26 protein-coding genes and 1 pseudogene are annotated in these 26282 nt (G+C 70.4%); 10 read left to right on the forward strand and 17 right to left on the reverse strand.

The genetic code is table 11. The annotated features are described in order from the left end of the window. Positions 1-84: 84 nt before the first annotated feature. Entirely contained in the window at positions 85-1128 is a 1044-nt protein-coding gene (locus ACN20J_RS07910) for a lactonase family protein (protein ID WP_361889517.1), read from the reverse strand. A gap of 121 nt (positions 1129-1249) precedes the next feature. Beyond that, positions 1250-1681, reverse strand: coding sequence for a hypothetical protein (locus ACN20J_RS07915; RefSeq protein WP_189842305.1), 432 nt, complete (start codon positions 1679-1681; stop codon positions 1250-1252). 54 nt (positions 1682-1735) lie between these two features. Here ACN20J_RS07915 and ACN20J_RS07920 point away from each other — a divergent pair, with 54 nt between their 5' ends. Together ACN20J_RS07920 and ACN20J_RS07925 are read left to right on the forward strand one after the other, a co-directional pair. Continuing rightward, positions 1736-2923, forward strand: coding sequence for a KUP/HAK/KT family potassium transporter (locus ACN20J_RS07920; protein WP_419665591.1), 1188 nt, complete (start codon positions 1736-1738; stop codon positions 2921-2923). Between the two features lie 172 nt (positions 2924-3095). Next, positions 3096-3241 (forward strand): annotated as a pseudogene (locus ACN20J_RS07925) (magnesium transporter CorA); the annotation flags it as partial. A 54-nt stretch (positions 3242-3295) separates the two neighbouring features. On the opposite strand, the gene ACN20J_RS07930 reads toward ACN20J_RS07925, so the two are convergent. Further along, the gene (locus ACN20J_RS07930) at positions 3296-4273 is read right to left on the reverse strand and encodes a Ppx/GppA phosphatase family protein (protein WP_419665592.1); all 978 of its coding nucleotides are present in this window, start codon (positions 4271-4273) and stop codon (positions 3296-3298) included. A 332-nt stretch (positions 4274-4605) separates the two neighbouring features. Next, on the reverse strand, positions 4606-6090 hold the full coding sequence (locus ACN20J_RS07935) for an FUSC family protein (protein WP_419668850.1): 1485 nt from the start codon (positions 6088-6090) through the stop codon (positions 4606-4608). Between the two features lie 282 nt (positions 6091-6372). On the opposite strand from ACN20J_RS07935, the gene ACN20J_RS07940 reads away from it, so the two are divergent. Further along, positions 6373-6849 carry an Lrp/AsnC family transcriptional regulator gene (locus ACN20J_RS07940; protein ID WP_190228750.1) on the forward strand — a complete coding sequence of 159 codons (477 nt, stop codon included), beginning with the start codon at positions 6373-6375 and terminating at the stop codon, positions 6847-6849. 82 nt (positions 6850-6931) lie between these two features. Next, positions 6932-7627 carry an HAD family hydrolase gene (locus ACN20J_RS07945; RefSeq protein WP_361991224.1) on the forward strand — a complete coding sequence of 232 codons (696 nt, stop codon included), beginning with the start codon at positions 6932-6934 and terminating at the stop codon, positions 7625-7627. A gap of 191 nt (positions 7628-7818) precedes the next feature. Here the strand turns inward: ACN20J_RS07945 and ACN20J_RS07950 are convergent, their stop codons facing one another. From ACN20J_RS07950 to paaA, 8 genes are all read right to left on the reverse strand, one after another. Next, the gene (locus ACN20J_RS07950) at positions 7819-8388 is read right to left on the reverse strand and encodes a TetR/AcrR family transcriptional regulator (RefSeq protein WP_189842249.1); all 570 of its coding nucleotides are present in this window, start codon (positions 8386-8388) and stop codon (positions 7819-7821) included. A 71-nt stretch (positions 8389-8459) separates the two neighbouring features. After that, on the reverse strand, positions 8460-9161 hold the full coding sequence (locus tag ACN20J_RS07955; protein ID WP_189842250.1) for an SDR family oxidoreductase: 702 nt from the start codon (positions 9159-9161) through the stop codon (positions 8460-8462). Positions 9162-9338: 177 nt separating this feature from the next. Next, positions 9339-10703: an FAD-dependent oxidoreductase gene (locus tag ACN20J_RS07960; RefSeq protein WP_190228753.1), complete on the reverse strand. Its 1365-nt coding sequence runs from the start codon at positions 10701-10703 to the stop codon at positions 9339-9341. Positions 10704-10861: 158 nt separating this feature from the next. Continuing rightward, positions 10862-12085: a 1,2-phenylacetyl-CoA epoxidase subunit PaaE gene (paaE, locus tag ACN20J_RS07965; RefSeq protein ID WP_419665593.1), complete on the reverse strand. Its 1224-nt coding sequence runs from the start codon at positions 12083-12085 to the stop codon at positions 10862-10864. After that, positions 12085-12600, reverse strand: a complete 516-nt coding sequence (paaD, locus tag ACN20J_RS07970; RefSeq protein ID WP_419665594.1) for a 1,2-phenylacetyl-CoA epoxidase subunit PaaD — start codon at positions 12598-12600, stop codon at positions 12085-12087. The genes paaE and paaD overlap by 1 nt, the downstream gene beginning before the upstream one ends. Next, positions 12594-13421: a 1,2-phenylacetyl-CoA epoxidase subunit PaaC gene (paaC, locus tag ACN20J_RS07975; protein WP_364186821.1), complete on the reverse strand. Its 828-nt coding sequence runs from the start codon at positions 13419-13421 to the stop codon at positions 12594-12596. The genes paaD and paaC overlap by 7 nt, the downstream gene beginning before the upstream one ends. A gap of 10 nt (positions 13422-13431) precedes the next feature. Then, the gene (paaB, locus tag ACN20J_RS07980) at positions 13432-13764 is read right to left on the reverse strand and encodes a 1,2-phenylacetyl-CoA epoxidase subunit PaaB (protein ID WP_190228756.1); all 333 of its coding nucleotides are present in this window, start codon (positions 13762-13764) and stop codon (positions 13432-13434) included. Beyond that, positions 13761-14735: a 1,2-phenylacetyl-CoA epoxidase subunit PaaA gene (gene paaA / locus ACN20J_RS07985; RefSeq protein ID WP_190228757.1), complete on the reverse strand. Its 975-nt coding sequence runs from the start codon at positions 14733-14735 to the stop codon at positions 13761-13763. The genes paaB and paaA overlap by 4 nt, the downstream gene beginning before the upstream one ends. A gap of 192 nt (positions 14736-14927) precedes the next feature. Here paaA and ACN20J_RS07990 point away from each other — a divergent pair, with 192 nt between their 5' ends. The 3 genes from ACN20J_RS07990 to ACN20J_RS08000 all read left to right on the forward strand — a co-directional run bounded on the left by ACN20J_RS07990 (position 14928) and on the right by ACN20J_RS08000 (position 18191). Further along, positions 14928-15599: a class I SAM-dependent DNA methyltransferase gene (locus tag ACN20J_RS07990; RefSeq protein ID WP_189842257.1), complete on the forward strand. Its 672-nt coding sequence runs from the start codon at positions 14928-14930 to the stop codon at positions 15597-15599. Positions 15600-15783: 184 nt separating this feature from the next. Then, positions 15784-17544 (forward strand): SpoIIE family protein phosphatase, encoded by a 1761-nt coding sequence (locus tag ACN20J_RS07995; protein WP_189842258.1) that lies wholly within the window; start codon positions 15784-15786, stop codon positions 17542-17544. Positions 17545-17627: 83 nt separating this feature from the next. After that, positions 17628-18191: a CGNR zinc finger domain-containing protein gene (locus ACN20J_RS08000; protein WP_419665595.1), complete on the forward strand. Its 564-nt coding sequence runs from the start codon at positions 17628-17630 to the stop codon at positions 18189-18191. 96 nt (positions 18192-18287) lie between these two features. On the opposite strand, the gene ACN20J_RS08005 is transcribed toward ACN20J_RS08000, so the two are convergent. The 3 genes from ACN20J_RS08005 to ACN20J_RS08015 all read right to left on the reverse strand — a co-directional run bounded on the left by ACN20J_RS08005 (position 18288) and on the right by ACN20J_RS08015 (position 19882). Further along, a complete protein-coding gene (locus ACN20J_RS08005) occupies positions 18288-18890 on the reverse strand; it encodes a TetR/AcrR family transcriptional regulator (protein WP_361889479.1) in 603 nt (200 codons plus the stop codon). Between the two features lie 88 nt (positions 18891-18978). Further along, positions 18979-19632 carry a GOLPH3/VPS74 family protein gene (locus ACN20J_RS08010; RefSeq protein ID WP_419665596.1) on the reverse strand — a complete coding sequence of 218 codons (654 nt, stop codon included), beginning with the start codon at positions 19630-19632 and terminating at the stop codon, positions 18979-18981. A 73-nt stretch (positions 19633-19705) separates the two neighbouring features. Further along, positions 19706-19882, reverse strand: a complete 177-nt coding sequence (locus tag ACN20J_RS08015; protein WP_190228761.1) for a hypothetical protein — start codon at positions 19880-19882, stop codon at positions 19706-19708. Positions 19883-20172: 290 nt separating this feature from the next. Between ACN20J_RS08015 and ACN20J_RS08020 the strand changes: the two genes are divergently transcribed. From ACN20J_RS08020 to ACN20J_RS08030, 3 genes are all read left to right on the forward strand, one after another. Then, on the forward strand, positions 20173-20610 hold the full coding sequence (locus ACN20J_RS08020; RefSeq protein ID WP_189842263.1) for a Fur family transcriptional regulator: 438 nt from the start codon (positions 20173-20175) through the stop codon (positions 20608-20610). A gap of 33 nt (positions 20611-20643) precedes the next feature. Then, positions 20644-22866 (forward strand): catalase/peroxidase HPI, encoded by a 2223-nt coding sequence (katG, locus tag ACN20J_RS08025; RefSeq protein ID WP_189842264.1) that lies wholly within the window; start codon positions 20644-20646, stop codon positions 22864-22866. A gap of 252 nt (positions 22867-23118) precedes the next feature. Then, positions 23119-23631, forward strand: a complete 513-nt coding sequence (locus tag ACN20J_RS08030) for a hypothetical protein (RefSeq protein ID WP_419665597.1) — start codon at positions 23119-23121, stop codon at positions 23629-23631. 77 nt (positions 23632-23708) lie between these two features. Here ACN20J_RS08030 and ACN20J_RS08035 read toward each other — a convergent pair whose 3' ends face one another. After that, a complete protein-coding gene (locus tag ACN20J_RS08035) occupies positions 23709-25151 on the reverse strand; it encodes a tetratricopeptide repeat protein (RefSeq protein WP_419665598.1) in 1443 nt (480 codons plus the stop codon). An 84-nt stretch (positions 25152-25235) separates the two neighbouring features. After that, positions 25236-26201, reverse strand: a complete 966-nt coding sequence (locus ACN20J_RS08040; protein WP_419665599.1) for a hypothetical protein — start codon at positions 26199-26201, stop codon at positions 25236-25238. Positions 26202-26282: the final 81 nt, after the last annotated feature.

Raw genomic sequence — 26282 nt, forward strand, 5'->3', positions numbered from 1 at the left:
GCCCGCTCCGTTGTCCGGAGCCGGGCCCTTCGGGGTTTCGGCGTTCTTCCCGCGGATGTCCTGGCGGTCTTCCCCGCCGGTGTCCTAGTCGAGCACCACGCAGGACGCCGCGGGTGCCTTGACCGAGCCGCCCCGCTTCGGGACGCCCGTGTCCTGGTCCACCTCGAACCACGTGACGTTGCCCGAGCGCTCGTTGGCCACGTACAGGAAGCGCCCGGTCGGGTCGAGGGCGAGGGCCCGCGGCCAGGTGCCCCCACAGGGCACTGTGGTGACCAGCCTGGGCCCTTCGCCGGGCGGGCCGGGCACGAGCACGGAGAGGACGTCTTGGCCGCGTGTGGCGGTCCACAGGAAGCGCCCGTCGGGCGACACGACGATGCCGGACGGATAGGCGTCCCCGTCGGGGAGGTCCGGAAGCACGGACGTCTCACCGACCGGCCGGAGCGCTCCCTCGACGGCGTCCCACCGGCAGGCCGTGACGGTCGGCGCGAGCTCGTTGAGGACGTACGCGCGCTCCCCGTCCGGGTGGAAGGCCAGGTGGCGGGGCCCCGAGCCGGGCCGCAGCGCGAACTCGCGGTGCAGGGCGAGCGCCCCGTCCCGCAGCGCGCACACGCGTACCGAGTCGGTTCCGAGGTCCACGCTCACGGCCCAGCGGCGGCTCGGGTCGGGCTGCACGTGGTGGGCGTGCGGGCCCTGCTGGCGCTGCCCGTGCGGACCCGATCCCTTGTGCCGCAGCACACCGGAGGCGGTGGCGAGGCTCCCGTCGTGGCGGATCGGCACGGCGCTGACGCTGCCGGAGCCGTAGTTGGCCGTCAGGACGTGCCCGTCGAAGAGGCTCAGGTGGGTGGGCCCGCTGCCGCCGACCGGCACCAACGGGCCGGCCAGGGACGGTTCGTCGCCCTTCAGCCGGTACGCGGCGATCGCGCCGTCGGCCGTCTCGCTCACCGCGTAGAGCATGTCCCCGGCGGGCGACAGAGCGAGATACGAGGGGTCGGCGACGCTGTTCACGGCGCCCAGCAGCGTCAGGGCGCCGCTCTCCTCGTCCACGGCCGCGGTGAGGACACCGAGGCCCCCTGCCGCCGTGAAGGAGCCGATATAGGCCCGTCGCCGCCGTCCGTCGCCGTCCGCCACTGCCGTCCCCTCTCGGTGCCCAAGCCGTTCGGGGCGACGGTAGCAGCCAATGGCCTAGACCAGACGAGTGGCCTCGGCCGTGTGCCCGCACGCCCAGGCGGCGCGTGCGGCCTATCAGGTGTCACGTCGACCGGGGCCAGGGCAGGTTCGGCAGCGCCGTCTCCGTGCGGGCCAGGACGAACCCGTCGAACAGGGCGCCGTCGCCGTTGCTGCGCAGTGCGAGTTGGTCGACGGCCTTGACCGCTCCGGCGGTGAACTTCCACAGATCGATGCGTACGACCTTCCAGTCGGCGGGGACGGGGCCCTCGAACCGCTTCTCGACCATGGACGTCTGTGGTGGCCAGTGCGAGTCGCCGATGGACGCCGAGAAGACGGGGGCGGACTTCGCGGGCCCGAGCCGGACGCTGATCCCTGAGGTCGCGGGGCTGAGGGCTTTCCAGGCGAACTGGAGGTAGCGGTATTCGCCCGGGGCGCCCGGGTTCTCCACGATCCTGAAGTCCCAGTCGTGCATGGCGTGCCCGAAGGGTGCCCGCGACGTGGGGTAGCGCTCCATCGCCTTCCTCAGCCGCAGGCACCTGGTCCCCACGGCCGCGCCGCCGATGCCGACATGGGGCACTTCGGCCGCCGGGCGATCACCCGGGGCTGGCTGTTCCTCGTACTGCCCGCCTGCGTCCTGAGCTACCTGGGCCAGGGCGCGCTGATCCTCGACGATCCGGACAACATCAGCAGCCCGTTCTTCCTGCTCGTGCCCGAGTGGGGACGGTGGCCGATGGTTCTGCTGGCGACGGCGGCGACCGTGATCGCCTCCCAGGCGGTGATCACCGGCGCGTACTCGGTCGCCTCACAGGCCGCCCAGCTGGGCTACCTGCCGAGGCTGCGTATCGCGCACACCTCCGAATCCACCATCGGTCAGATCTACGTCCCGTGGATCAACTGGCTCCTGATGGTCTCGGTCCTCACCCTGGTCTTCGCGTTCCAGAGCTCCGCGGCGCTGGCCTACGCGTTCGGCATGGCGGTCACCGGCACCATCACGATCACCACCCTGCTCTTCTTCTACGTCGCCCGTGGCAAGTGGGGTACGCCCCGGTGGCTGCTCGCCATCGGTGCGGGCGCGCTCCTTCTCGTGGACCTGCTGTTCGTGGCGGCCAACATGACCAAGCTCGTCCACGGCGCGTGGCTGCCGCTGCTGATCGGCCTCACCGCGTTCACGATCATGACGACCTGGCAGCGCGGCCGCGCACTGGTCACCGCGGAACGATCGCGCCAGGAAGGCCCGCTGCCCGAGTTCATCGACGACCTCCGCACAGGTCAGGAGCCGACGCTCCGGGCGCCCGGCACAGCCGTCTTCCTGAGCCGGGACAAGGAGACCGCGCCCCTGGCCATGCGCGCCAACGTCGAGCACAACCACGTGCGGCACGAGCAGGTCGTGATCCTGTCCATCGGCACCGAGCCCGTGCCTCGCGTCCCGGCCGACCAGCGGATCGTCGTCGACGACCTCGGGTACGCCGACGACGGGATCATCCACGTCACCGCCCGGTTCGGCTACATGGAGACACCGGACGTGCCCGGCACTCTGGCCATGCTCGACCCGGCCGAAACCGAGGGGCCACTGCAACTCGACCAGGCCTCCTACTTCCTGTCCAAGATCGAGCTCCGTCGCGGCAAGGCACCGACGATGGCCCCCTGGCGCAAACGGCTCTTCATCGCCACCTCCTACATCACGGCCGACGCCGCCGAGTACTTCAGCCTGCCCCGCGACCGCACGGTCATCATGGGGTCGCAGATCGAGGTGTAGGCCTGTGCCACCGGGTCAAGGACCGGGCGAGCCCCGCCACCGCCTGGCCTGCGCGATCTGCCACGGCGGTCGGCGCCAGATCCGCCAGGTCGAACAGGCGGAGGCCGGCGTGTTCTCACCGGAACGTACCGTCGACTCGGGGGCGCATTTCCAAGCTCAAGCGGGAGGTGCGGGCTTCGCCGAGTTGCTCGACGGTGTGCTGTCCGCCAATCCCGCCCAGCTCACCGTCCATCGGAACACCGGCCTGCGCCGGATCAGCGCATGGGCCGCGATCATCGCCGTACCCACCATGATCTCGGCGTTTACGGCATGAACTTCGCGTGAGGCCTCCCGCCCCGACCAAGGAGGCGGATCCCCCGCGCGGGCCGCAGGTCAGCCGACGAGTGGGAGGTCGTGCCGGGTCGCTGCGGAGACCACACCTAGGTGCTCGAGCAGAAGCCCTTCCCTGGTCGACCAAGGGCAGATGTCGACGCTCTCGGCCTCGCACGCCTTGAGGAGCGCCTCGGCGACCAGAGCGCCGGCCAGGGCCTGCCCCGCACGGTGCCGGGAGATGCCCGGAAGCCGGGCCCCCCGGGCGGGATCCGTTCCGGCCAGGACCGGGATCCACCGTCGCAACTGGGACAGTGTCAGCTGCCGCCCGGTTTGGGGCTTTCCGCGCCGGGGGCGAGTGCCTGCCAGCAGGGCGAGCTGCTCGAAGGTCTTGGAGCAGGCGACGACGCTCCCGTCCGGTGCGGCCACCGGCAACCCCGGCACCGCGCTCAGGGCATGGCCGAGGTACTCGCGGACCTCCTCCAAACGCCTCGTGGAGGCGACGGTGCCGCCGGGGAACCAGTCCCGGGTCATCCGCCGGGCACCCAACGGCAGCGAAAGTACGCTGCGCGGCTGCGCTCCCCGGCCCGAGGCGATCTCCACGGTGCCTCCGCCGATGTCCAGCATCAGCAGCGGGCGGGGCTCGGATTCCGTCCACTGCCGGGCCGCCACATAGGCCAGGCGCGCTTCTTCCTCACCGGGCAGAACCCGCAGCCGGGTGCCGGTGGCACGGGCCACCTGTGCGATCACCTGTTCCCGATTGGACGCGTCCCGGATGACCGAGGTCGCGAAGGGGAACACGGTCGGCCGGCGACGGCCCCGGACGGCGGCCATCGCTTCGGCCACGGCGCGCTGCACGCTGAGGATTCCGGCCTCGCGCATGCGGCCTCTGCGGTCGACCGTCTCCTGCAGCCGAAGCCGGACCTTGTGCGAGAACACCGGCTCCAGCCCTGCACCCGGCCGCCACCGGACCACCGTCAGCAGCGCGCTGTGGCACCCGACATCCAGTACCGCGGCCTGCTTCGGCCCTCCCCGCCCCATACCGCTGTCTCCCCCGTTTCCACCCGCTCGATTCGATCAAAGACCGGTCGGCAACGACCGCTGCGCATGCTTGCGGGAAAGCAAACGCTCATACACCCTAACCGCGCCTAACCGTGCCGCGTGCCCGCCAGGCACCTTGTGACGCATCGTTGATCCCGCGCACTTCCGCACTGCGGGCGCACGCGGCGGCGTAGTCGCCCCGGGCGCCGGCTCAGAAGGGGGGGCAGCCCCCGCCCCTCCGGGCGGAGGCACCGCGAACCGCGGGTCCCCAGTGGCTGAGACTGCTGCGCGGTGCCACGGTGAACGGCGCCTTTGCAGCGGTCAGGCCGCTCTCACGCGGGAGCGATGGGGCTCCGCAAGGGTACGGCGAGTGCCTTCAGCGCCTGCTCCAGACCGTGCAGATGGCTCAGGGCCGGCTCGCCGCCGGAAGGGTGCACTGCGGCAACGGGCACGTCGGTCTCACTCCGCGCCGTGTCAGGCATGGTCAGGGCCTCCACCGCCGCTTCCACCCGCCAACAGGCGGCAGCGAGCCTCGCGTCGTGGGAGGCGTCAGGATCCGCGGCGACCGATGCCAGGCCTCGCACCTCCTGCGCGCACCGGTCGAGGAGCTCGATGACCTGGCGGGCCCTCGTTCTGCGGGCCCGCAGCGGGCTGAGCGGATGGACCAGTGGGGCCAGCGAGAGCCGCACCCGGCCCAACAGCACTTCCAGCTCGGCGACATACCGGGCCGGATCCGCCGCCGGGGACCCGGCCAGGCGGGCGGCAGCCTCAGAAGTGCAGGCATGGACGCAGTGCAACGCGCGCTGGATCCACGCATCGGTGGTGGTGTGCGTGGTCACCGGCAGCACCAGCAGCACAGCGAGCGCCGCGCCGAGCGCCCCGACCCCTGTCTCCAGCACACGCAGAACGAGCAGACCCGGATCGAGCACCCCCAGCAGCCCGTACAGCAGGCCCGCCATCACCGTCACCGCCAGCATCATCCACGTGTACGACACCGCGGCCGCATAGAAGATGCCGAACACGCAGACCGCGACGAGCACCGCGGTGGGAGCGCCGGCCCCATCCAGCGGAACCGCGATCACCAGGCCGACGGCGATACCGATGACGGTCCCCAGAACGCGCCGAAAGCCCCTCACCAGGGTCTCGCCGCGCGAGGCGGTGTTCACGAAGATCCACCAGGCGGTGCCGACGGCCCAGTACCAGCGCTCGTGGGAGAGAACCTGGCCCGCGGCGATCGCGAACGTGCAGGCCGCCGTCGCCTGGAAGGCCTGACGGGTGGTCGGCCGGGAGAGCCCGCGGCCGGCCGGCGGGGCGGGCGTGACAGGTGGTGCGGTGCGCCGCTCGATGCACCACACGCCGAAACGTACGACCGAGGACGCGGCCAGCGCCAGCGCCATCGCGGCGTACAGCTGCGGGAGTTGGCCGGGTACGGCGTGCAGGAACTGTGTGATGAAGAAGGTCATGAACGCGAAGATGCCGAGCGCGTGGCCGCGGGGCCCCCAGCGGCGGGCGTACACCCCGCAGAAGGTCACGGCGAGCCAGACCGCGTCGCGCACGGTCGGCACCGAGTGCAGGGTGGCCGCGAGGGCGAGCACGGGGAAGCCGACGACGGGCAGCAGGGCGGTGGTGACCGCCTGGCCGCGCACGGTCGGGTCGCCGACCGTGAACAGCGCGAGGAGCGCGGCGAGACCGCCCGTGATCGAGGCGGGCAGCGAGAGTCCGGCCAGCTCCGACGCGGCCACCGCGAGACCGATGCCGAGCACCGCCCGCAGTGAGATCCGCAGCCGTGCCAGGCCCGGATCCGGAGCCATGAACATCTTCTTCACCGTCGGCAGCCCGCCCCCACTTCGCGTCGACCCCACCGTCAGGACGTGCCTGTTTTCCAGGACGTGCCTTCGGGACATGGCAATGGCGCCGCGGGTCCGGATCCGGCTTCCTTGCCGTCCGGCGCTTCGCGGCGCCATGAATGACGCGTGTCCGCGCCATGGATACCCACAAGGTAAGCAGTACGGGGGCAGTGGCTCAACCGGCTCGTGATCGACTGGGCCATTGGTACAGTCGGGAACGATCAGCCCAGACCGCAGGGAGACCAACGGACCATGGCCGTGGACGAGCTCGACACCCGCATCCTGCGGCTGCTCATGGAGCAGCCGCGCACCAGCGTGCGCGAGTACGCGCGCATCCTCGGCGTGGCCCGCGGCACCCTGCAGGCACGGCTCGACCGGCTGGAGCGGGACGGCGTGATCACCGGTACGGGTCCCTCGCTCTCCCCCGCCGCGCTCGGGCACCCCGTACTCGCGTTCGTGCACATCGAGGTCACCCAGGGCCATCTCGACGAGGTGGGGGACGCGTTGGCGGCCGTACCGGAGATCATCGAGGCGTTCTCGATCACCGGCGGCGGGGATCTGCTGACGCGGGTCGTCGCGCGGGACAACGGACACCTGGAGGACGTGATCCAGGCGCTGATCAGCCTGCCGGGCGTCGTCCGCACCCGCACCGAGGTCGCACTGCGCGAGCGGGTGCCGCAGCGGATGCTGCCGTTGGTGGAGTCGATCGGGCGTACGGCCCGGGGGTGACCAGTGGTGCGGCTGCCCGGGGTGACCTTCGGTACGGCCCGGGGTTGATCGTCGGGATTCGGGAACCGGCATCCTGGATCTCATGAGCAATCTCGGCAGCACTTCGGTCATCTTCGATCTCGACGGAACACTCGTGGACAGCGAGCCGAACTACTACGAGGCGGGACGGCAGACGCTCGCCGGGCAGGGCGTCACGGACTTCACCTGGGCGGACCACGAGCGGTACGTCGGCATCAGCACGCAGGAGACGATCGCGCTCTGGAAGGAGCGGTACGCCCTGGAGGCTCCGCTCGACGTACTCCTCGCGGACAAGAACCGGCGCTATCTGGAGCTGGCCCGCGCTTCCACCCGGGTCTACCCGGAGATGCGGAAGTTCGTGGAGCTGCTGGCCGGGGAGGGTGTGCCGATGGCCGTGGCCTCGGGGTCCTCCCGGGAGGCCATCGAGGCGATCCTGGCGGGCACGGGGTTGTCCGCGTATCTGCGGACGGTCGTCTCAGCGGAGGAGGTCGCGTCCGGCAAGCCCGCTCCCGATGTCTTCCTGGAGGCGGCGCGGCGGCTCGGGGTGGTTCCCGGGGACTGCGTGGTCCTTGAGGACGCCCCGCCGGGGGCCGCCGCGGCGCACGCGGCCGGGATGCGGTGCATCGCGGTGCCGTATGTCGCGGGGCAGGCCGATGATCCGGCGTTCGCGACGGTGGGGTTGTTGTTGCGGGGTGGGCAGGATGAGTTCACGGCTCGGGTCGCACGCGAGTGGCTCCGCCGGGTTGGCGGGGAGGCCTAGGTGGGGTGGTCGGTGCGGGTTGGTTGTGGTTTGGTGCGCGGTTCCTCGCGCCCCTGAAAGGTGGGGGGCGCCCTAACACCTGCGGGTTGGTTGTGGTTGAGTGCGCGGTTCCTCGCGCCCCTGAAAGGCGGGGGGGTGGCCTACATGCGCGGGTTGGCCGTTGTTGGGCGCGCCGTTTCCTGCGCCCCTCCTTATGCCACGCCCGCCGCGTCCAGCAAAGCGGTGGCTGTTGTTGTGGTCAGGCCTGCCAGGGTTTCTGCCCTTGCGCCCGCTCGGGCGCTTGCTCCGTCGAAGACGAGGGTGAGTTGGCGGGCGAGGAGTTGGGGGTCGCGGGCGCCGCCGCGCTCGGCCTCGGCGCGGAAGGCCTCGGTCAGGGAGTCCTTGACCCGCAGGGCGACGACGCTCGCCGGATGCTCGGGGTTCTTGAGCTCGACCATGGCGGACAGGAACGGACAGCCGCGGTAGTCGTCCTTCGTCGAGGCCTGCTCCAGCAACTCGAAGATGTGCAGGATCCGGGCCCGGGGCGGCCGGGTGTCGTCGGCATCGAGGTCCAACTGCCGCGCGTACTCCGGCGCACGCCGCTCCAGGCTCGCCGCGAGCACCTCGTCCTTGCTGGCGTAGAGCTGGTACATCGAGCGCTTGGACACCCCGGCGGCCCGGCACAGCGCCTCGACGCCGATGGAGACGCCGTCGCGGTAGAAGAGCTCCATGGCCGCGTCGAGCAGCCGGTCCCTCGTGGATGTCTTGTCCGTACTGGCCATGAGCGGAGGGTACCTCCGTCGTAGAGCGCCCCCAAAACCGATCGGTCTACTGCCGACGCGGCGGCTGGAGGCTAGGCGACGAGCTGCGGATACAGCACCGAGAGATCCGCGGACAGCCCGGACTTCACCTGGCGGGACAGGTCGTCGGCCAGCACCTCGAACGCTCCGCTCTCGATGCCGTCGAGCGCCTGGGCGGCCACGTCCTCGGGCGAGGCCTTGGGGGCGTCGATCTTCGCCGCCATGTCCGTGTCGACGTATCCGACGTGGAGCCCGGTGACACCGATCCCACGCGGCTTGAGGTCGAGCCGCAGGGAGTTGGTCTGGGACCAGACCGCGGCCTTGGACGCGCTGTACGAGCCGGCGATACCGACCCACGACAGCACGGAGTGGACGTTCAGGATGTGGCCGCCGCCGTTGCGCTCGATGACCGGGACGAACGCCCGCGCGGTGAGCAGCGGTCCGTAGAAGTTCGTCTCGAAGTCCCGGCGCACGTCCTCGACCGACCCCTCCAGGAAGGACGCGTTCACGGCGACCCCGGCGTTGTTGATCAGGATCGTGACGTCGCCCGCCTGCTCGGCCGCGGCCGCGACGGACGCGGGGTCGGTGACCTCCAGCGCCAGCGGGACCGCCCGGGGATGCGTAACCGTCCGCGGATCACGGGCCGTGGCGTACACCTTCTTCGCGCCCCGCTCGAAAAGCCCTTCCACCAGCGCCTTGCCGATCCCCCTGCTGCCGCCGGTCACCAGGACGACGGAACCCTCGATCGCAGTCATGTCACTCTCCGAACTCATCACGCAAGCACTTGGAAACCGATCGGTTTCCCTTGACAGGAAGCGTAAACCGATCGGTTTCACAAAGCAAGGCGGTCGAAGCGCGCGCGAACGCGAGTGGGGCCCCGTCGTAGCGACGGGGCCCCACATGGCCGGTGAATCGGTGGCGGTCGGTCGGTGTTACGCGCCGCTCTCCCTGAGCATGTCCTCGCGCTCGACGAGCTTCACGCGCTCGCGGCCCTGGGGCTCGCCCAGCGCCTTCTCCGCGGCGTCCAGGCGGTACCAGCCGTCCCACGTGGTGAAGCGGACGTTCCGCTCGGCGAGGAACGCGTCCACGGCCTCCGGACCGGGCGAAACAGGCGTGTGCAAACGGCCGTTGGCGTGGTCGTCCAGCAGGCTGGCGACCGTCTCGTTGGCGTCACCCTTGGTGTGGCCGATCAGACCGACAGGCCCGCGCCGGATCCAGCCGGTGACGTACGCCGACTGCAGGTGCTCGCCGGTCTCCTCCATCACCCGGCCGGCCTTGTCCGGGACGGTGCCCGTCTCGACGTCCCAGGGCAGCTTGGGCAGCTTGTCGGAGAGGTAACCGACGGCCCGGTACACCGCTCCGAGGTCCCAGTCCTTGAACTCGCCGGTGCCCTTGACGTTGCCGGTGCCGTCGAGGGCGGTGCGCTCGGTGCGCAGGCCGACGACCTGGCCGTCCTCGCCGAGGATCTCGGTCGGCGACTCGAAGAAGTGCAGGAACAGCTTGTGCGGCCGGTCGCCGACGTCGCGGATGGCCCAGTTCTCCAGGGTCTTGGCGACCATGTCGGCCTGCTTGTTGCCGCGCCGGGTGGCGATCGAGCCGTCGTCGTAGTCGATGTCCTCGGGGTCGACGATGACCTCGATGTTCGGGGAGTGGTCCAGCTCCCGCAGCTCCATCGGGCTGAACTTCGCCTGCGCCGGGCCACGGCGGCCGAACACGTGGACCTCAAGGGCCTTGTTTGCCTTGATGCCGTCGTACACGTTCGCCGGGATCTCGGTCGGCAGCAGTTCGTCGGCGGTCTTGGCGAGGATGCGCGCCACGTCGAGCGCGACGTTGCCGACGCCGAGGACGGCGACCTTCTCCGCCTCCAGCGGCCAGGTGCGCGGCACGTCCGGGTGCCCGTCGTACCAGGAGACGAAGTCCGCCGCGCCGTACGAGCCGTCGAGGTCGATACCGGGTATGTCGAGGGCCCGGTCGGCCGTGGCGCCCGTGGAGAAGATCACCGCGTCGTAGAAGGCACGCAGGTCGTCCAGGTTGATGTCGCCCGGGTAGTCGACGTTGCCGAAGAGACGGATCTGCGGCTTGTCGAGCACCTGGTGCAGGGCGTTGATGATGCCCTTGATGCGCGGGTGGTCGGGGGCGACGCCGTAGCGGATCAGGCCGAACGGGGCCGGCATCCGCTCGAAGAGATCGATGGACACGCCGGGCTCGACGGCCACTGCGGACTTCAACAGCGCGTCGGCGGCGTAGATCCCGGCGGGGCCGGCTCCGACTATGGCTACCCGCAGGGGGCGAGACATGTTCAGGTTCCCTTCGAGCGATGATCGATCAGGAGTACTCACCCGGAGCCTAAACTAAGGCATGCCTAAGTCAGTAGTCGGGCCCGATCTATGACCCCATAAGGCCGCTTTATGGGGTCCACGCGCATGAAGAGGCAGGGATCGACTCCCGTGCTGGCTCAGCTGTCGTAGTCGACCGTCAGCGTCTCGGAGACCGGATACGACTGGCACGTGAGGACGTACCCCGCGTCCACCTCGTCGGCTTCGAGGGCGAAGTTGCGGCGCATGTCGGCCTTGCCGTCGGTGACCAGCGCCCGGCAGGTGCCGCAGACGCCGCCCTTGCAGGCGAACGGCAGGTCGGGGCGGGTCTTCTGGGCCCCGTCGAGAACGCTCCGGTCCCGGGCGAGGGCAGCGGTGGTGGAGCGCCCGTCGAGGGTGATGGTCACCTGGCTGACGGCCCCCTCGGCGGCGGCCTCCTCGTGACGCACTTCCCGTACGGGCTCGTCGTCGGCGTAGAACAGCTCCTGGTGGACGCGGTCTCCGGGCACCCCGAGACCGGCGAGGACCTCCTGGGCGTCACGGACCATGCCGTGCGGGCCGCACAGCCACCAGTGGTCGGCCCCCTTCACGTCGACCAGGGCGTCGACGAGCGCCGCGAGCCGTTCGGCGTCGAGGCGGCCCGAGAGCACCTCGGCCTCCCGGGGCTCGCGCGACAGCACGTGGGCGAGCTGGAATCGGGCCGGGTACAGGTCCTTCAGGTCCGCCAGCTCGTCGGCGAACATCACGGTGCCGGTGCGCCGGTTGCCGTAGAAGAGGGTGACGGTGGAGCGGGGGTCCGCGGCCAGGACGGACTCGGCGATGGACACCATGGGCGTGATGCCGGAGCCCGCCGCGATCAGCACGTGATGGCCGTGCGCGGTGAGGTCGGGGGTGAAGAAGCCGGTGGGGGCCATCACCTCGACGGTGTCCCCGGGGCGTACGTCCTGCACGAGCCACGCCGAGAACAGACCGCCCGGTACCACCCGCACCCCGATGCGCGGCGCCGAACCGGCCGGGGAGCAGATGGAGTACGAGCGCCGCTCGTCCCGTCCGTCGATCTCGCGCCGCAGCGTGAGCGACTGTCCGGGCGCGAAGGCGAACTCCTCGGCCAGCTCCTCCGGGATCTCGAAACCGACGGCCGCCGCGTCCTCGCACAACGGCTGTACGGAGGCGACGCGCAGGGCGTGGAAGGCCGGGCGTCGGGTGCGTACACGCGGACGCACCGCCGGACCGGAAGCCGGACCGGACGCAGGACCGGAAGCCGAGCCGGACGTGGGACCGGAAGCGGTAGCAGGACTGGAAGCGGCGGCCGGCGCGGCCGGGTCCTTCAGGCCTCCCATCGGCTCTTCCCTCAGGCCTTCCATCAGATCTCCTTGACGTACTCGAACGGCTCGCGGCAGGCGAGGCAGCGCCACAGCGCCTTGCAGGACGTGGCGGCGAAGCGGGAGGTCTCCTCGGTGTCCGCCGAACCGCAGCGCGGGCATGCCACCGTCCGCCGGACGGGCGACAGCACGAGCGGAACGGGCCCGGCGGTGTGGCGGGGTGCGGCGCCGGGCGGCGCGATGCCGTGCTCGGCGAGCTTGCGCCGGCCCTCCGGGGTGATCCAGTCACTCGTCCAGGGTGGGTCGAGGACCGTACGGATCTCCACGCGCGTGTACCCCGCGTCGCGCAGCCGTGCCGCCACGTCCGCGCGCATCTCGGCCATCGCCGGGCAGCCGGAGTAGGTCGGCGTCAGACTCGCGACCACGGTCCCGTCCGCGGTCATCTCGACGGCGCGCAGGACGCCGAGGTCGGCCAGGGTCAGCATGGGCAGTTCGGGATCCGGCACCTGCTCGGCGATGTGCCGGGCGTGCCGCACGTCCGTCAGTACGGTCACCATGTCGCCCCCGGGTGCGCTCGGGCCACGCTCTGCAACTCGGCCAGCAGCGGCGCGAGATGCTCGGTGCGCTCCCCCGCGCGGCCGGCACCGGGCAGCGGCCGGTACACCGGCATGGGCAGCCCTGCCGCCTCGGTGACCTGCCGCAGCACGGCGACCACCTCGTCCCGCACGTCGTACGCCGTGAACAACTCGCCGAGGTACGGGGCGACCTGCTCCATGGCCGAACGAGTCCGGCGGCGCGACTCGTCCGTGCCGTCGCCGAGGCGCACCGCCCACTCGGCCGCGTACTGCCGGTGGTAGGTCAGCTCCTTGACGCCCTTGGCGGCGATGGCCGCGAGGACGGGGTCGGGGTGCGCCGAGAGCTGCTCGAAGTGCGCGAGGCGCCAGCTGGACAGGACCAGCAGCCGCACGATCGAGAACGCGAAGTCCCCGCACGGGAGTTCGGCCAGCCGGACGTTCCTGAAGTCCTCCGCGTCCCGGAAGTAGGCGTACGCGTCCTCGTCGCGCCCGGTGCCGTCGACCTGCCCGGCGCGTGCGTACAGCAGGCGGGCCTGGCCGAGGAGGTCGAGGCCGATGTTGGCCAGCGCGACCTCCTCCTCCAGCTCCGGGGCGCGGGTGGTCCACTCGGCCAGCCGCTGCGCGGAGACCAGCGCGTCGTCGGCGAGTGCCACGCAGTCCGCGGCCAGCCGGCCGGCGTCGACGCCCTCGGGCACGGTGGTGTCCACGCCGTGCAGCGGGTCCTCGAAGCCGGTGCCGTACGCCCAGCGGGAGTCGTCCTCGTGTCCCTCGGCGAGGGTCATGTAGACGTGGTCGTCGCTCATGCCCTGCTCCTCAGATGTGCGGGACGTCGTCGGGGATGTCGTAGAAGGTCGGGTGGCGGTAGACCTTGTCTGCGCTGGGCGCGAAGAAGGGGTCCTTCTCGTCGCGCGTGGACGCCGCGATGTGCTCCGAGCGCACCACCCAGATCGAGACGCCCTCGTTGCGCCGGGTGTAGAGGTCGCGGGCGTGGGTGAGCGCCATGGCGTCGTCGGCGGCGTGCAGCGAGCCCACGTGGACGTGGTTCAGCCCGCGCTTGCCGCGCACGAACACCTCGTACAGCGGCCAGTCGCCCTTGCCGGTGCCCTGTGTGGAGCCCGGGGTGGTGCCCTGGGTGATGTCGCTCATGCCGTCGCTCCTTCACGCGCGCGTGCCGCCTGCTTGGCCGCGTGGGCCGTGGCCGCCTCCCGTACCCAGGCGCCCTCCTCGTGGGCGCTGCGGCGCCGCTCCACCCGCTCGGCGTTGCACGGTCCGCCGCCGGAGATGACGCGCTTCAGCTCCTCCCAGTCGGGGGTGCCGAAGTCGTTGCTGCCACGCTCCTCGTTCCAGCGCAGCTCCGGGTCCGGCAGCGTGACACCGAGCTTCTCGGCCTGCGGGACCGTCATGTCGACGAACCGCTGACGCAGCTCGTCGTTGCTGTGCCGCTTGATCTTCCAGGCCATCGACGCCGCCGAGTTGGGCGAGTCGCCGTCGGGCGGGCCGAACATCATGAGCGACGGCCACCACCAGCGGTTCACCGAGTCCTGGACCATGGCCCGCTGCGCCTCGGTGCCGCGCATCATCGTCATCAACAGCTCGTAGCCCTGCCGCTGATGGAACGACTCCTCCTTGCAGATCCGCACCATCGCGCGCGCATAGGGCCCGTACGAACTCCTGCACAGCGGAACCTGGTTGCAGATCGCGGCGCCGTCCACGAACCAGCCGATGACGCCGACGTCGGCGAAGGTCGGTGTGGGGTAGTTGAAGATCGACGAGTACTTCTGGCGCCCCTCGATCAGCCGCTCGGTCAGGTCCGCGCGGTCGGCGCCCAGGGTCTCCGCCGCCGAGTACAGATACAGCCCGTGGCCGGCCTCGTCCTGGACCTTCGCGAACAGGATGGCCTTGCGGCGCAGCGAGGGCGCACGCGTGATCCACTCGCCCTCCGGCTGCATGCCGATGATCTCCGAGTGCGCGTGCTGCGCGATCTGCCGCACCAGCGTCTTGCGGTAGCCGTCCGGCATCCAGTCGCGCGGCTCGACCCGGTGGTCCCGCGCGATCGTCGCGTCGAACTGCTGCTGCAACTCCTGGAGCGGCACCTCGGCGGAGTGTGTCGTGGTCATCGATACCAGCTTCCCAACCGACCATTCGTTCGGTATCAGTGTGACGTGTTTCTGCCGACCGGGCAAGACCCGGGCACGATCAGGGGCAGTGTGGCTCTGGACCCGTGAACACCTGGATTCACCCGCGACCGCCGATCATGCGATTGTGGAATAATTCGATTTGAGCTACGAAAGGCTACTTTCGTGACCAAGATGAGCAATGGCGCTGACTACGAGAGCATTCGGTTTGACCGCAGCGGTCAGGCCGAAGCCTTTGACGCCATCGGCGACCGCTACGACGAGGCCTTCCCGCACAAGGAGGGCCAGCTCTCCGCCGGAGAATGGCTTATCGACTCGTTGCCGGCGGGTTCGCGTGTGCTCGACCTCGGCTGCGGCACGGGAGTGCCGACCACGCGCCAGCTGACGGACGCCGGCTTCGAGGTGGTGGGCATCGACCTGTCGCGCAGGATGGTGCAGCTCGCCAGGGAGTACGTTCCCGCGGCGACGTTCCACCAACTGGACATCGCCGACCTGCGCCCCGGCGGCCCGCACGACCTCGGCCGTTTCGACGCCGTCGCGGCCTTCTTCTCCTTGCTGATGCTGCCCCGCGTGGAGATTCCCCTCGCGCTGCAGACCGTCCGGCACCTGCTGGTCCCCGGTGGCCTCTTCGTCCTCTCGATGGTGGAGGCCGATGTGGACAACTACGCGATCCCGTTCCTCGGCAACACGATCCGGGTTTCCGGATACGTGCTGGAGGACCTGCACAAGGTCATCGAGGCCGGGGGCTTCGAGATCGTCAAGGAGGCCTCCTACACCTACGCCCCGGCGGTCGCCGACGTCCCGCCCGAGGAACAGGTCTTCCTCTGCTGCCGACGGCACGACTGAACAGGCACGACCCTTCACCGCGGACCGCGGCCCACCGACGGGACGAAAACGCGTGACGGAGCACCCAACCCCTCAGGGCCCGCGGGTCACCCGGACCCCCCAGCCGCCCCCTCCGCACGGCCGCCGTGCGGAGGGCAGGGGCTCTCAATCCCAGACCCGGTCCCGGTCGCAGTCCCAGGACCCGGTGCCGGACAGCACCCCGGAACCAGCCCCCGACAGGGGTGGCGAGCAGACCGACCGGCTCCAGTACCTGGACGTGGCGACCCGACGGATCGCCCGCGGAATGGACCTGGACGAGACGCTCCGCGAACTGCGCCGGGCCGCCGTCCCCGCCTTCGCGGACGCGATCATCGTCCATCTGCACGATCCGCTCCCCGTCGGGGACGAGAAGTCGGCCGCGCCCGTCGTCCTGCAACTGCACAGCGTCAGCAGGAAACCGGAAGCCCCCGCCACCTCCGGGGCGCCCCTGCTCAAGAGCCGCCCCCTGCACTCGGACATCGCCGAGCGCGTACGGCCGGACACCGCCGGCCGGCTCTCGAAGCTGCTGCTGACCGGGCGGCCCGCCTTCGGTGACGCGCCGGGGATCGCGCCCGCGGTGGCCGAACTGCTCGGGCCCCTGGCCGGGGTACCGGAGGCGATCCCGCCGGGGCGCCGGCTGATCATCGCCCCGCTGCACGGCCGCCGGCACGTCATGGGGACGGTCGTCCTCCTGCGTCGGCCCGAGCGGTCCCCCTTCACCCGTGACGACCTGCTCGTGGCCTCACAGCTCGCGACGCACACCGCCATCGGCGTACAGAAAGCGGTGATGTACGGACACGAGGCCTCCGTCGCGGACACCTTGCAGCACACCATGCTGCCGTCGTCACTGCCGGAGCCCACCGGGATCCGGCTGGCCAGTCGCTATCTGCCCGCCTCGAAAACCGCCCAGGTCGGGGGCGACTGGTACGACGCCATCCCGCTGCCCGGCAACCGCGTCGCGCTGATCGTCGGGGACGTCATGGGGCATTCCATGACCTCCGCCGCGATCATGGGCCAGCTGCGCACCATCGTGCAGACCCTCGCCGGGCTCGATCTGCCTCCTGACGAGGTCCTGCACCACCTCGACGAGCAGGCCCAGCGCCTCGGCAGCGACCACATCGCGACCTGCCTCTACGCGATCTACGACCCGATCTCGCACCGGCTGCTCATCGCGAACGCGGGCCACCCGCCCGCGGTGCTCCTGCACCCGGACGGCCACGGCGAGGTGCTGCGCGTCCCCCCGGCCGCCCCCATCGGTGTCGGCGGCGTGGACTTCGAGTCCGTGGAGATGCACGCGCCCACCGGAGCGACCCTTCTGCTCTACACCGACGGCCTCGTCGAGTCGCGCGAGACGGACGTGGGAACAGGCGTCGAGGCCCTGCGCACCAGCCTCCGCACCGCGGCGGGCGGACGCGCCGCGCCCTCGCTCGAACTGCTCTGCGACCACATCCTGGGCGCCATGGTCCCGGGCTCCCGGGACGACGACATCGCGCTGCTCACCGCCCGGTTCGAGGGCTTCCCTCCGGACAGCGTGGGGTACTGGCACCTGGACCCCCACCCGCTGACCGCCGGACAGGCCCGCCGCCTCACCCGCAGGGCACTTCGCCGCTGGGGCCTGGAATCCATGCTCGACTCCACGGAACTCATGGTCAGCGAGGTCGTGACGAACGCCGTCCGTTTCGCCTCACGGCCCATCGCGCTGCGCCTGCTGCGCACCGACGTCCTCCGCTGCGAGGTGACCGACGACTCGTCCCAGGTGCCCCGGATGCGCCAGGCCCAGCCGGGCGACGAGGGCGGCCGAGGCCTCTTCCTCGTCGACCAGCTCGCGCAACGCTGGGGCGCGACGAGGCTCAGCACGGGCAAGGTCGTCTGGTTCGAGCAGCAGATCCCGAAGAACCAGCGGCCACCCGACCATCGCCGGCCCTGATCGGTGACAGCGGCCCGCCTGCGTGTCCCCCCTGCCCGCCTGCGTCCCTTGCACGCCTCAGTGTCACCGGTCAAAATGGTGACGTGAACCTGGATCATGCCTTCTTCTGCGGGAACCCCGCGCTCGACTTCGCGGCCACGCTCCGCGCCCGCCGCACGCTCCGGTTCGAGACGCTCGTGTCGCCGGACCGACTGGACGCCTGGTACGTCGAGTCCGGGGTCGTCGACACCGTCTCCCCCAGCCGTGCGGCCGACGTCGAGCAGGCGATCGTCGTACGGGAGGCCGTGTACAGCCTCATCACCGCCCGGCGGCTCGGCGAGGCCTACGACAAGGAGGCGCTCGCCGCGGTGAACAGCACGGCTCGTAAGCCCTCCGCGACCCCTCAGCTCACCGCGACCGGGCGATGGACGAGCGCAACGCCCGAAGAGGCGCTGGCCACCGTGGCACGCCATGCCGTCGAAGTCCTCGGCGGACCCGACGTTCCGCTGCTCAAGGAATGCGGCAATCCCGAGTGCACCCGCGTCTACATCGACCGGTCGCGCGGTGTGCGCCGGCAGTGGTGCGGCATGGAGTCGTGCGGGAACAAGGTCAAGGCCGCGGCCTACCGGGCCCGCAAGAAGCAGGCTCAGCCAACCGCGGTTCGCTGAGGTACCGAGTCCCCAAGGTTCAACAGGGCTCTCGTGCCAGGTTGCCGTGCCGCGGCGAGCACACGCGGCAAGCACCCCACGGCAAGCATCCACGGCCTACACCGGCAGCCGGGCCCCGAGGATGGCGAGGCAGTTCCTCCACAGGACGTCGAGGCGCTGGGGGTCGTTGTAGAGCTTGGCGAAGAGCACCTGGCCCTCGAGTTGCGCGACGACGGACCGGGCGGCCTCGCGGTGGTCGCCGACGACGATCTCGCCCCGCTCCGCCGCCTCGGCGACGACCTCCTCGACCATGTCGACCTGCGCGTCGAAGATTCCTTGCAGGCGCGAACGGACGGCTTCGGTCTGGTTGCTCAGCTCCAGGGTCAGATTCCCGAACAGGCACCCTGATACCGTGCCGCAGCTCTGCTGTCCGGCGCGCTGGCCCGCCTCGGTCTCCTCGAACAGCTGCCGCAGCCGCTGGAGCGGTTCACCGTCGCCGCGCAGGACGCGGCTCCAGTCGCCGCGCTGGGTCTCCCAGTGCTCGTCGAGAACGGCCAGGGCGAGCGCTTCCTTGGTCTCGAAGAAGTAGTAGAAGCTGCCCTTCGGCACGCCCGCGACCTTGCAGATCTCCGCGGTGCCGAGGGCCGAGTAGCCCCGCTGCCCGATCAGTGACTGCGCGGCGGTGAGGATCTTCTCCCTGGCGTTGCTGGTCCGTCCCATACGGCCAATATACGACCGATCGACTATTTACCCCGTGGTCAGTCACCGTGGGACCGGTCACCCGTGGGTGTTCCGGCGCGGGTTCGGGTCAGAATCCGCGCCAGATGTTGTCGAAGGCCGCGTCCTCGATGGACCGGCGCTGCCGCACGGCTTCCAGTTCCATCACCGCGTCGTTGACCGCGGCCAGTACCGTCGCCACCGCGTCGTCAGTGATGTCCGGAGCATCCGGGGCGTCCGGCGTTTTCTGGGAGCCCTCGGCGGCCTCGCCGGCCTCGCCGAGGGGATCGCCGTACAGCCCGGCGGCCGTCGCGAGGGCGACCAGAACGGGCTCGTGCGACTCCCAGCGGTCGACGGCCCCGCGGCGGGCGGGTGAGTCGACGAGCGCCACGTCACCGGCCCGGAAGGACACCAGTCGGCGGCGTTGCCGGGTGAGCCCGCCCTCGGTCTCGAAGGCGGTCAGATAGGCCGAGGACAGGTCACGGCCCCGGCGCCAAAGCCAGTCCTCCACCGACTCGTACGGCGCCTGCTGGGTGAGCGCCGACTCGGCCTCGCGCAGCAGGGGGTCCTCCAGGGAGGGCCGGCCGCCGGGCACGATGCGATCGCCGTCCAACTCGACGGCCTGTGCACCGAGGAGGTCGATGACCTCGGCCCCGGCGAGCGCGAGAGACAGGCTGCCCCGGTCCGTAGGGCGGCCGGATTCTCCATCCATGGCGACGATCAACAAGTCCCGCGGTGTGGTCATGAGCCGTTTCCCCTCGGAGGTATGAGCAAGCCTACGTCGCCGACATCCAGGCCCGCCGCTCGGCCGACCGGCCTCACAAGCACGTACGGACGAGCCACTCGTCGGAGTTGTACGTGTCCCTCGCCGGGTCGGGCACGGTCGCCGGCTTCTCCTCGACCATGTCCGCCAGGCTGATGCGCTGCGGCAACGCGCCGAATCGTGTACGGCGTGCAACTTGGGCGGCGTCCGGAGCGTTCTCCTGATGCACCATCTCGTCCTCCTGAGTTCGATCCGGCTGGAACGGGTTGGAACCGGTTCGGTCGCGGCGAAGGCTGCGTCACCCAACTCGTCGCGTCACCTGCCGAACAGGTGATGATGATCCCAGCCATTTTCGTCACCTGTCAAGGTGGTGACGCACCCGACGATCCCCGCCAGAAGCCCCACCGCGGCCGGAATGGGCGCCCCGGCCACCGACGGCCACGATCTGTTCGGCAGGACTTACCAAACCTGGAACCTTCGCTTTCTTGAACTGTTCGTGTTTAGGGCGATAGGTTTGGCGCCATGACCACACCCCGTACTCCGACCACCGCCGAGGAGCTGCGCGGTGTCGGCCTGCGGGTGACGGCCGCCCGCGTCGCACTGCTCGAAACCGTCCGCAGCGGCGACCACCTAGGAGTCGAGGCGATCGCCTCCGGGGTACGCGACCGCGTGGGCCACATCTCCCTGCAAGCCGTGTACGAGGCCCTCCACGCACTCACCGCGGCAGGGCTCATACGCCGCCTCGAACCGCCCGGCAGCCCGGCCCGGTTCGAGGGACGTGTCGGAGACAACCACCACCACCTCGTGTGCCGTTCGTGCGGCGTCGTCGTGGACGTCGACTGCGCGGTCGGCCACGCCCCGTGCCTGACCGCGTCCGACGACCGCGGTTTCGCGATCGACGAGGCCGAGGTCATCTACTGGGGCCTGTGCCCCGCCTGTTCCACCACCAGCAGTTCCTGAGCACCGTGATCCACCCAGTTCGGAAGGACTCTCATGACTGAGAACCATGATGCGATCGTCACTGACCCGAAGCCCGAGGAGGCAGGCGGCTGCCCGGTCGCGCACGGGCGCGCGCCGCACCCGACTCAGGGCGGCGGAAACCGCCAGTGGTGGCCGGAGCGGCTCAACCTGAAGATCCTTGCCAAGAACCCCGCCGTGGCGAACCCCCTCGGTGAGGACTTCGACTACTCCGAGGCGTTCAAGAACCTCGACCTCGCTGCCGTTAAACAGGACATCGCCGAGGTACTGACCACCTCGCAGGACTGGTGGCCGGCCGACTTCGGCAACTACGGCCCGTTCATGATCCGTATGGCGTGGCACAGCGCGGGCACCTACCGCATCAGCGACGGCCGCGGCGGCGCCGGTGCCGGTCAGCAGCGCTTCGCCCCTCTGAACAGCTGGCCGGACAACGGCAACCTCGACAAGGCCCGCCGTCTGCTGTGGCCCGTGAAGAAGAAGTACGGCCAGAGCCTCTCCTGGGCCGACCTGATGATCCTCACCGGCAACGTCGCCCTGGAGCAGATGGGCTTCGAGACCTTCGGCTTCGCCGGCGGCCGTGCGGACGTCTGGGAGTCCGAGGAGGACGTGTACTGGGGTCCCGAGACCACCTGGCTCGACGACCAGCGCTACACCGGCGACCGTGAGCTGGAGAGCCCGCTCGGCGCCGTCCAGATGGGCCTCATCTACGTCAACCCCGAGGGCCCCAACGGCAACCCGGACCCGATCGCCGCGGCCCGCGACATCCGTGAGACCTTCCGCCGCATGGCGATGAACGACGAGGAGACCGTCGCCCTCATCGCCGGTGGTCACACCTTCGGCAAGACCCACGGCGCCGGCCCGGCGGAGAGCGTCGGCGACGACCCCGAGGCCGCCCCGATCGAGGCGCAGGGCCTGGGCTGGAAGAACTCCTTCGGCACCGGCAAGGGCGCGGACGCCATCACGTCCGGCCTCGAGGTCACCTGGACCACCACGCCCACCCAGTGGAGCAACGGCTTCTTCGACAACCTCTTCGGCTACGAGTGGGAGCTCACCCAGAGCCCCGCAGGCGCCAACCAGTGGAAGCCGAAGGACGGCGCGGGCGAGGGCACCGTCCCGGCCGCCCACGACGCCTCGAAGAAGATCGCCCCCTCGATGCTCACGACGGACCTGTCGCTGCGCTTCGACCCGATCTACGAGCCCATCTCCCGCCGCTTCCACGAGAACCCGGCGGAGTTCGCGGACGCGTTCGCCCGCGCCTGGTACAAGCTGACCCACCGTGACATGGGCCCGAAGTCGCTCTACCTCGGCCCGGAGGTCCCGGCGGAGACCCTGCTGTGGCAGGACCCGCTGCCCGCCGCGGAGGGCGAGGCCATCGCCGCCGAGGACGTCACCGCCCTCAAGGCGAAGATCCTCGGCTCGGACCTGACCGTCTCGCAGCTCGTCTCCGCCGCCTGGGCCTCGGCCTCGACGTTCCGCGGCAGCGACAAGCGCGGCGGCGCCAACGGCGCTCGCGTCCGTCTCGAGCCGCAGCGCGGCTGGGACGCCAACGACCCCGACCAGCTCGCCCAGGTGCTGCGTGTCCTCGAGGGCATCCAGGCGGAGTTCAACTCCGGTGCCAAGAAGGTCTCGCTGGCCGACCTGATCGTGCTCGGCGGCAGCGCGGCCGTCGAGAAGGCCGCCAAGGACGCCGGTCACGACGTCGTGGTGCCCTTCACTCCGGGCCGTGTCGACGCCACGGAGGAGCACACCGACGCGGAGTCCTTCGCCGCCCTTGAGCCGACCGCCGACGGGTTCCGCAACTACCTCGGCAAGGGCAACCGCCTGCCGGCCGAGTACCTGCTGCTCGACCGTGCGAACCTGCTGACCCTCAGCGGCCCCGAGCTGACGGTCCTCGTCGGTGGCCTGCGCGTCCTGGGCGCCAACCACCAGCAGTCGTCGCTCGGTGTCCTCACCGAGACCCCCGGCAAGCTGACGAACGACTTCTACGTCAACCTGCTCGACCTGGGCACGACGTGGACGGCGACGTCCGAGGACGCGACCACCTTCGAGGCCCGCGACGACGCCACGGGCGACGTCAAGTGGACCGGCACCCGTGCCGACCTCGTCTTCGGCTCGAACTCCGAGCTGCGCGCGCTCGCCGAGGTCTACGCGGCCGACGACGCGAAGGAGAAGTTCGTGAACGACTTCGTCGCGGCGTGGACCAAGGTCATGGAGCTCGACCGGTTCGACCTCGTCTGATCAGTTCATCCAGTTCATCGTGACGTCCGGGTCGGCCTGCACAGGCCGGCCCGGACGTTCTCGTTCCGGCACTTCCCCGGCTGCTCCGGGACCCCTCCCCAAGCGGGTCCGTAAAAGTAGGGGCTGATGCCCCCTCGTCCGAAGCGCAGAGCCCCGGCGCTCGGAGCCCGAAGCCCGAAGTACGGAATATGGAGATCGCGGCTCAACGGCGGTGGTGGGCACACGAGTTGATACGCGTTGAAGGGTGAACGGATGAGCATGGGCAGAGGCCGGGTCGGCGTCGCGGGGGCACTGGCCCTCATGGTGGTCCTCACCGGCTGCGGAGGGGGTGGCGGTGACGGCCGGGACGACGGCTCCGGGGAGGGGGCGGAGTCGTCCTCCACACGTACGCCGTCGGAGTCGGCGCGGCCGCCCTCGCCGACGGAGTCGCCGTCCACCTCCGCGTCCCCGTCCCCGTCCCCGAGTGGAGCGGCCACGTCGGACGCCCCCGGCGGCGGCACCGATGCCGACGCCTGCTTCGACGGACGGTGTGAGATCACCGTGTCGAAGCCCATGACCATCAAGATCGACAGCCGGCTCGGCGTCAGCGACCTTGAGATCACGAAGGTCACGGAGGATGCCGTGGTGCTCCAGTCCTCCGGCTCCGGCGTGTTCCTGAGCACGTCGGTCGGCGAGGGCGGCACCGGCGGCCTGAACAGCCTCGGCTTCCGCGTGAAGTCCCTGAAGGGCGGCAGAGCGGTGCTTGAGTTCTTCCCCAAGGGCTGACTCCCGAGAAGGGGCCGTACGAACCTCGTATGGCCCCTTCACGGGATGTTCGCTCCCTCACCCGGCCACCCCGTCGCTCAGCGGACGACCAGCGGTCGGAACGCGGAGCGTACGTCGGCCTTGGACTCGCTGACGTACCTGGTCGTCGGCGGGCCCGAGTCGGAGTCGTTGGAGGCGAAGTACGTGATGCTCGCAGGGCAACTCGACCCGCTGATCTGGATCTTGCGCTTGGCGACGAGTTTGCCGGTGCGCACCTCGTAGACCTTCACCGGGACCGCGATCTTGTGGAAGGTCACGTAGGTGGTGGACCCCGAGGACTTGCCTTGGTACGGGCAGGTGCGGACGGACGAGCCGAAGGTGTCCTCGCCCATGCAGACCACCAGGACGGCGTCGGCCGCGTCGGCCGCCTTCCAGGAGCCGGGGAGTTTGTCGGAGTAGTCCTGGCCGTATGTGTTGCCGGTGTAGAACAGCGCGCGGTTGGTGCCCTTGCCCATGGGCTTGGCCCCGCTGTACTTCGCCGGGCGGGAGCAGTACTCGGGCTGGGAGCCCGTGCCGCCCGGTGTGAGCAGGCTGCGGACGTTGGCCAACTCGATGCTCTGGGTGGCCTTCCGGGCTCCCTTCCTGGCCTTGTCCGCCAGGTCGTCGCCGGGGTAGCGGTCCAGCAGCTGCTCGTAGTGCGCCAGGGCGTTCTGCCAACTGCTGTCCGCCATCAGGTCGTCACCGCATCCGACGAGCGCGGCGGGTGCGGTCCGCCGGGCCTTGTCGGCGGACCGGTCCAGTACGTCGTGGCTGCGTTTCCGCTCGCGGAGCCATTCGGTGACGGTGACGGTGGTGCAGGGGTCCTTGGCGGGCAGGCCCCCGAGGAATCCGGTCAGGGTCGTCTCGACCGTCTTCTCGTTGCCGGGTTCGGCCAGGACCGAGGCGAGTGTGCCGAAGCCCTCGTCCAGGGCGTCGGTGTTCCCGGTCAGCGCGGTGTTCAGTTCGGTCCGGGCCGTCCGAAGCCGGTCGCATGTCTCTACGGTCTCGTCGCCGCGGGCGGCCAGCGGGGCGTCGGCGACTCGATGCCCGAACCACACCCTGTCCTGGGCGCTCAACACCCCGGCGCAGTCGCCTCGTTCGCGTGCCTCGGTGACGCTCTCCTCAATCCTGGACGCGTCGAAACGCAGCAGCGCCACGGCCAGCAGTACCGACAGCGTGATGCAGAGCGCGACCACGCGCTGACGGCGCAACACGACCCCGCTGCCGCCCCTGCTCGCCAGGAACCACCCGTGGGCGACGACCGCGACCCACCACACGAGCACGGCGATCTCGTACGCCGGCCGGGCGGTCGAGACGAGCCGGGAGACGAGCACGACGGTGACGACCGCGGCGGCGACGGCGAGTCTGCGTCGCCGCAGCATCAGGTAACCGACGCCGAGAAGCGAGGCGTTGCCGAGGGCAACGGCCAGCGGGTCGTGCCCCCGGTTCTCGGTGGGCGTGGGCTCCGGCATTTCGGGCAGGGCATGCGTCGGTTCGTTCATCCTGGTCTCCCCCGGTCGCAGAACGAGTCTCGATGTCGCATGGTGCGGCCCCGCCCCCGGGACCCCTCCCGGGGATCTGCGCTCTCAGCGCATGAGCGCGCCGCGCAGTGTGAGGCCGTAGTTGGTACGAAGGCGGCGCAGTTCCCAGAGGCCCACCGCGGTGACCGACAGCGGCGCGCCGAGCGTGACAACGATCCGGACGGGCCCCGGCAGAGTGTCGTAGGCCCCTGTGAACATGTCCACCAATGCCATCTCCCACACGAGCGTGATGGCCAGCAGAGGCGGCACCGTCTCATGGATGTCCGCCGTGCGGAAGACATGGACGAGGGACATACCGACGCCGTAGAAGACGAACGGCAGGACCCAGACGATCGTGAGCAGTATGCCGACCACCGTGACCACCGTCATCACGGGATTGGTGGCAAACCGCCCGCCGGCGAAACCCGTGAGCACGCCCGCGGGAAACACGAACATGGCCCCCATGATGGCCAGGATCGAACCGAAGGGCTTCGCGGTGCGGCGCAGCAACTCCTGACGGGCCGGTGGCCGGGCCACGGCGATCAGCAGACCGACGGCGACCGGGAAGGTCGCCGCGAGCACAAGTACGTTGATCCAGGCCTGGTTTCCGCGGTCACTCGCGATGTCCCCCGCGGACTCGGCGAGTTTGTAGGAGATCGTCACCCACACGACGGCGCACAGGCCGACGATGGTGCGGATCTTCTGGATGCGGGCGACCACCTCGTCGTCGACCCGGCCCGGCCGCGACGGCGTGAAGACCTTGCGCCCGATCGCGATGGGACCCACGGTGCGCCACAGCCGCCCGAGCGGACCCACGCGGCGCGGGGGCAGCGGCCCCGGGTACGGCGGGCGGGGTTGCGGAGGGTAAGGGTGCGGACCGTTGGGATACGGGGCGTTGGGGTACGGCGCGTTGGGCGGGTAACCGCCGGGCGGCGGTGCGGTGTTGTACGGGTATGGCCCCTGGGGCTGCGGAGGCACATTGCCACCGTGCGGGTCGTACGGCGGCGGCCCCTGCGGGTTCCAGGCGTTCATCTCTGCGGCTCCCCCGATTCGCTGAAGTGACGGACGCGTCGCCGCAGTGTATTGGTTGCAGAAGGGAAGCAATTATCGGAG

The organism is Streptomyces sp. 2-1 (genome assembly GCF_048564895.1).
In the GTDB taxonomy this organism is placed as follows: domain Bacteria; phylum Actinomycetota; class Actinomycetes; order Streptomycetales; family Streptomycetaceae; genus Streptomyces; species Streptomyces phaeochromogenes.

What these genes read in the sequence shown, in the direction of transcription:
- ACN20J_RS07915 (WP_189842305.1), bottom strand. Translation starts at nt 1,681, where the DNA reads ATGGAGCGCTACCCCACGTCGCGGGCACCCTTCGGGCACGCCATGCAC.
- ACN20J_RS07920 (WP_419665591.1), top strand. Translation starts at nt 1,736, where the DNA reads ATGGGGCACTTCGGCCGCCGGGCGATCACCCGGGGCTGGCTGTTCCTC.
- ACN20J_RS07930 (WP_419665592.1), bottom strand. Translation starts at nt 4,273, where the DNA reads ATGGGGCGGGGAGGGCCGAAGCAGGCCGCGGTACTGGATGTCGGGTGC.
- ACN20J_RS07935 (WP_419668850.1), bottom strand. Translation starts at nt 6,090, where the DNA reads ATGTTCATGGCTCCGGATCCGGGCCTGGCACGGCTGCGGATCTCACTG.
- ACN20J_RS07940 (WP_190228750.1), top strand. Translation starts at nt 6,373, where the DNA reads ATGGCCGTGGACGAGCTCGACACCCGCATCCTGCGGCTGCTCATGGAG.
- ACN20J_RS07945 (WP_361991224.1), top strand. Translation starts at nt 6,932, where the DNA reads ATGAGCAATCTCGGCAGCACTTCGGTCATCTTCGATCTCGACGGAACA.
- ACN20J_RS07950 (WP_189842249.1), bottom strand. Translation starts at nt 8,388, where the DNA reads ATGGCCAGTACGGACAAGACATCCACGAGGGACCGGCTGCTCGACGCG.
- ACN20J_RS07955 (WP_189842250.1), bottom strand. Translation starts at nt 9,161, where the DNA reads ATGACTGCGATCGAGGGTTCCGTCGTCCTGGTGACCGGCGGCAGCAGG.
- ACN20J_RS07960 (WP_190228753.1), bottom strand. Translation starts at nt 10,703, where the DNA reads ATGTCTCGCCCCCTGCGGGTAGCCATAGTCGGAGCCGGCCCCGCCGGG.
- paaE (WP_419665593.1), bottom strand. Translation starts at nt 12,085, where the DNA reads ATGGAAGGCCTGAGGGAAGAGCCGATGGGAGGCCTGAAGGACCCGGCC.
- paaD (WP_419665594.1), bottom strand. Translation starts at nt 12,600, where the DNA reads ATGGTGACCGTACTGACGGACGTGCGGCACGCCCGGCACATCGCCGAG.
- paaC (WP_364186821.1), bottom strand. Translation starts at nt 13,421, where the DNA reads ATGAGCGACGACCACGTCTACATGACCCTCGCCGAGGGACACGAGGAC.
- paaB (WP_190228756.1), bottom strand. Translation starts at nt 13,764, where the DNA reads ATGAGCGACATCACCCAGGGCACCACCCCGGGCTCCACACAGGGCACC.
- paaA (WP_190228757.1), bottom strand. Translation starts at nt 14,735, where the DNA reads ATGACCACGACACACTCCGCCGAGGTGCCGCTCCAGGAGTTGCAGCAG.
- ACN20J_RS07990 (WP_189842257.1), top strand. Translation starts at nt 14,928, where the DNA reads ATGAGCAATGGCGCTGACTACGAGAGCATTCGGTTTGACCGCAGCGGT.
- ACN20J_RS08005 (WP_361889479.1), bottom strand. Translation starts at nt 18,890, where the DNA reads ATGGGACGGACCAGCAACGCCAGGGAGAAGATCCTCACCGCCGCGCAG.
- ACN20J_RS08010 (WP_419665596.1), bottom strand. Translation starts at nt 19,632, where the DNA reads ATGACCACACCGCGGGACTTGTTGATCGTCGCCATGGATGGAGAATCC.
- ACN20J_RS08015 (WP_190228761.1), bottom strand. Translation starts at nt 19,882, where the DNA reads ATGGTGCATCAGGAGAACGCTCCGGACGCCGCCCAAGTTGCACGCCGT.
- ACN20J_RS08020 (WP_189842263.1), top strand. Translation starts at nt 20,173, where the DNA reads ATGACCACACCCCGTACTCCGACCACCGCCGAGGAGCTGCGCGGTGTC.
- katG (WP_189842264.1), top strand. Translation starts at nt 20,644, where the DNA reads ATGACTGAGAACCATGATGCGATCGTCACTGACCCGAAGCCCGAGGAG.
- ACN20J_RS08030 (WP_419665597.1), top strand. Translation starts at nt 23,119, where the DNA reads ATGAGCATGGGCAGAGGCCGGGTCGGCGTCGCGGGGGCACTGGCCCTC.
- ACN20J_RS08035 (WP_419665598.1), bottom strand. Translation starts at nt 25,151, where the DNA reads ATGAACGAACCGACGCATGCCCTGCCCGAAATGCCGGAGCCCACGCCC.
- ACN20J_RS08040 (WP_419665599.1), bottom strand. Translation starts at nt 26,201, where the DNA reads ATGAACGCCTGGAACCCGCAGGGGCCGCCGCCGTACGACCCGCACGGT.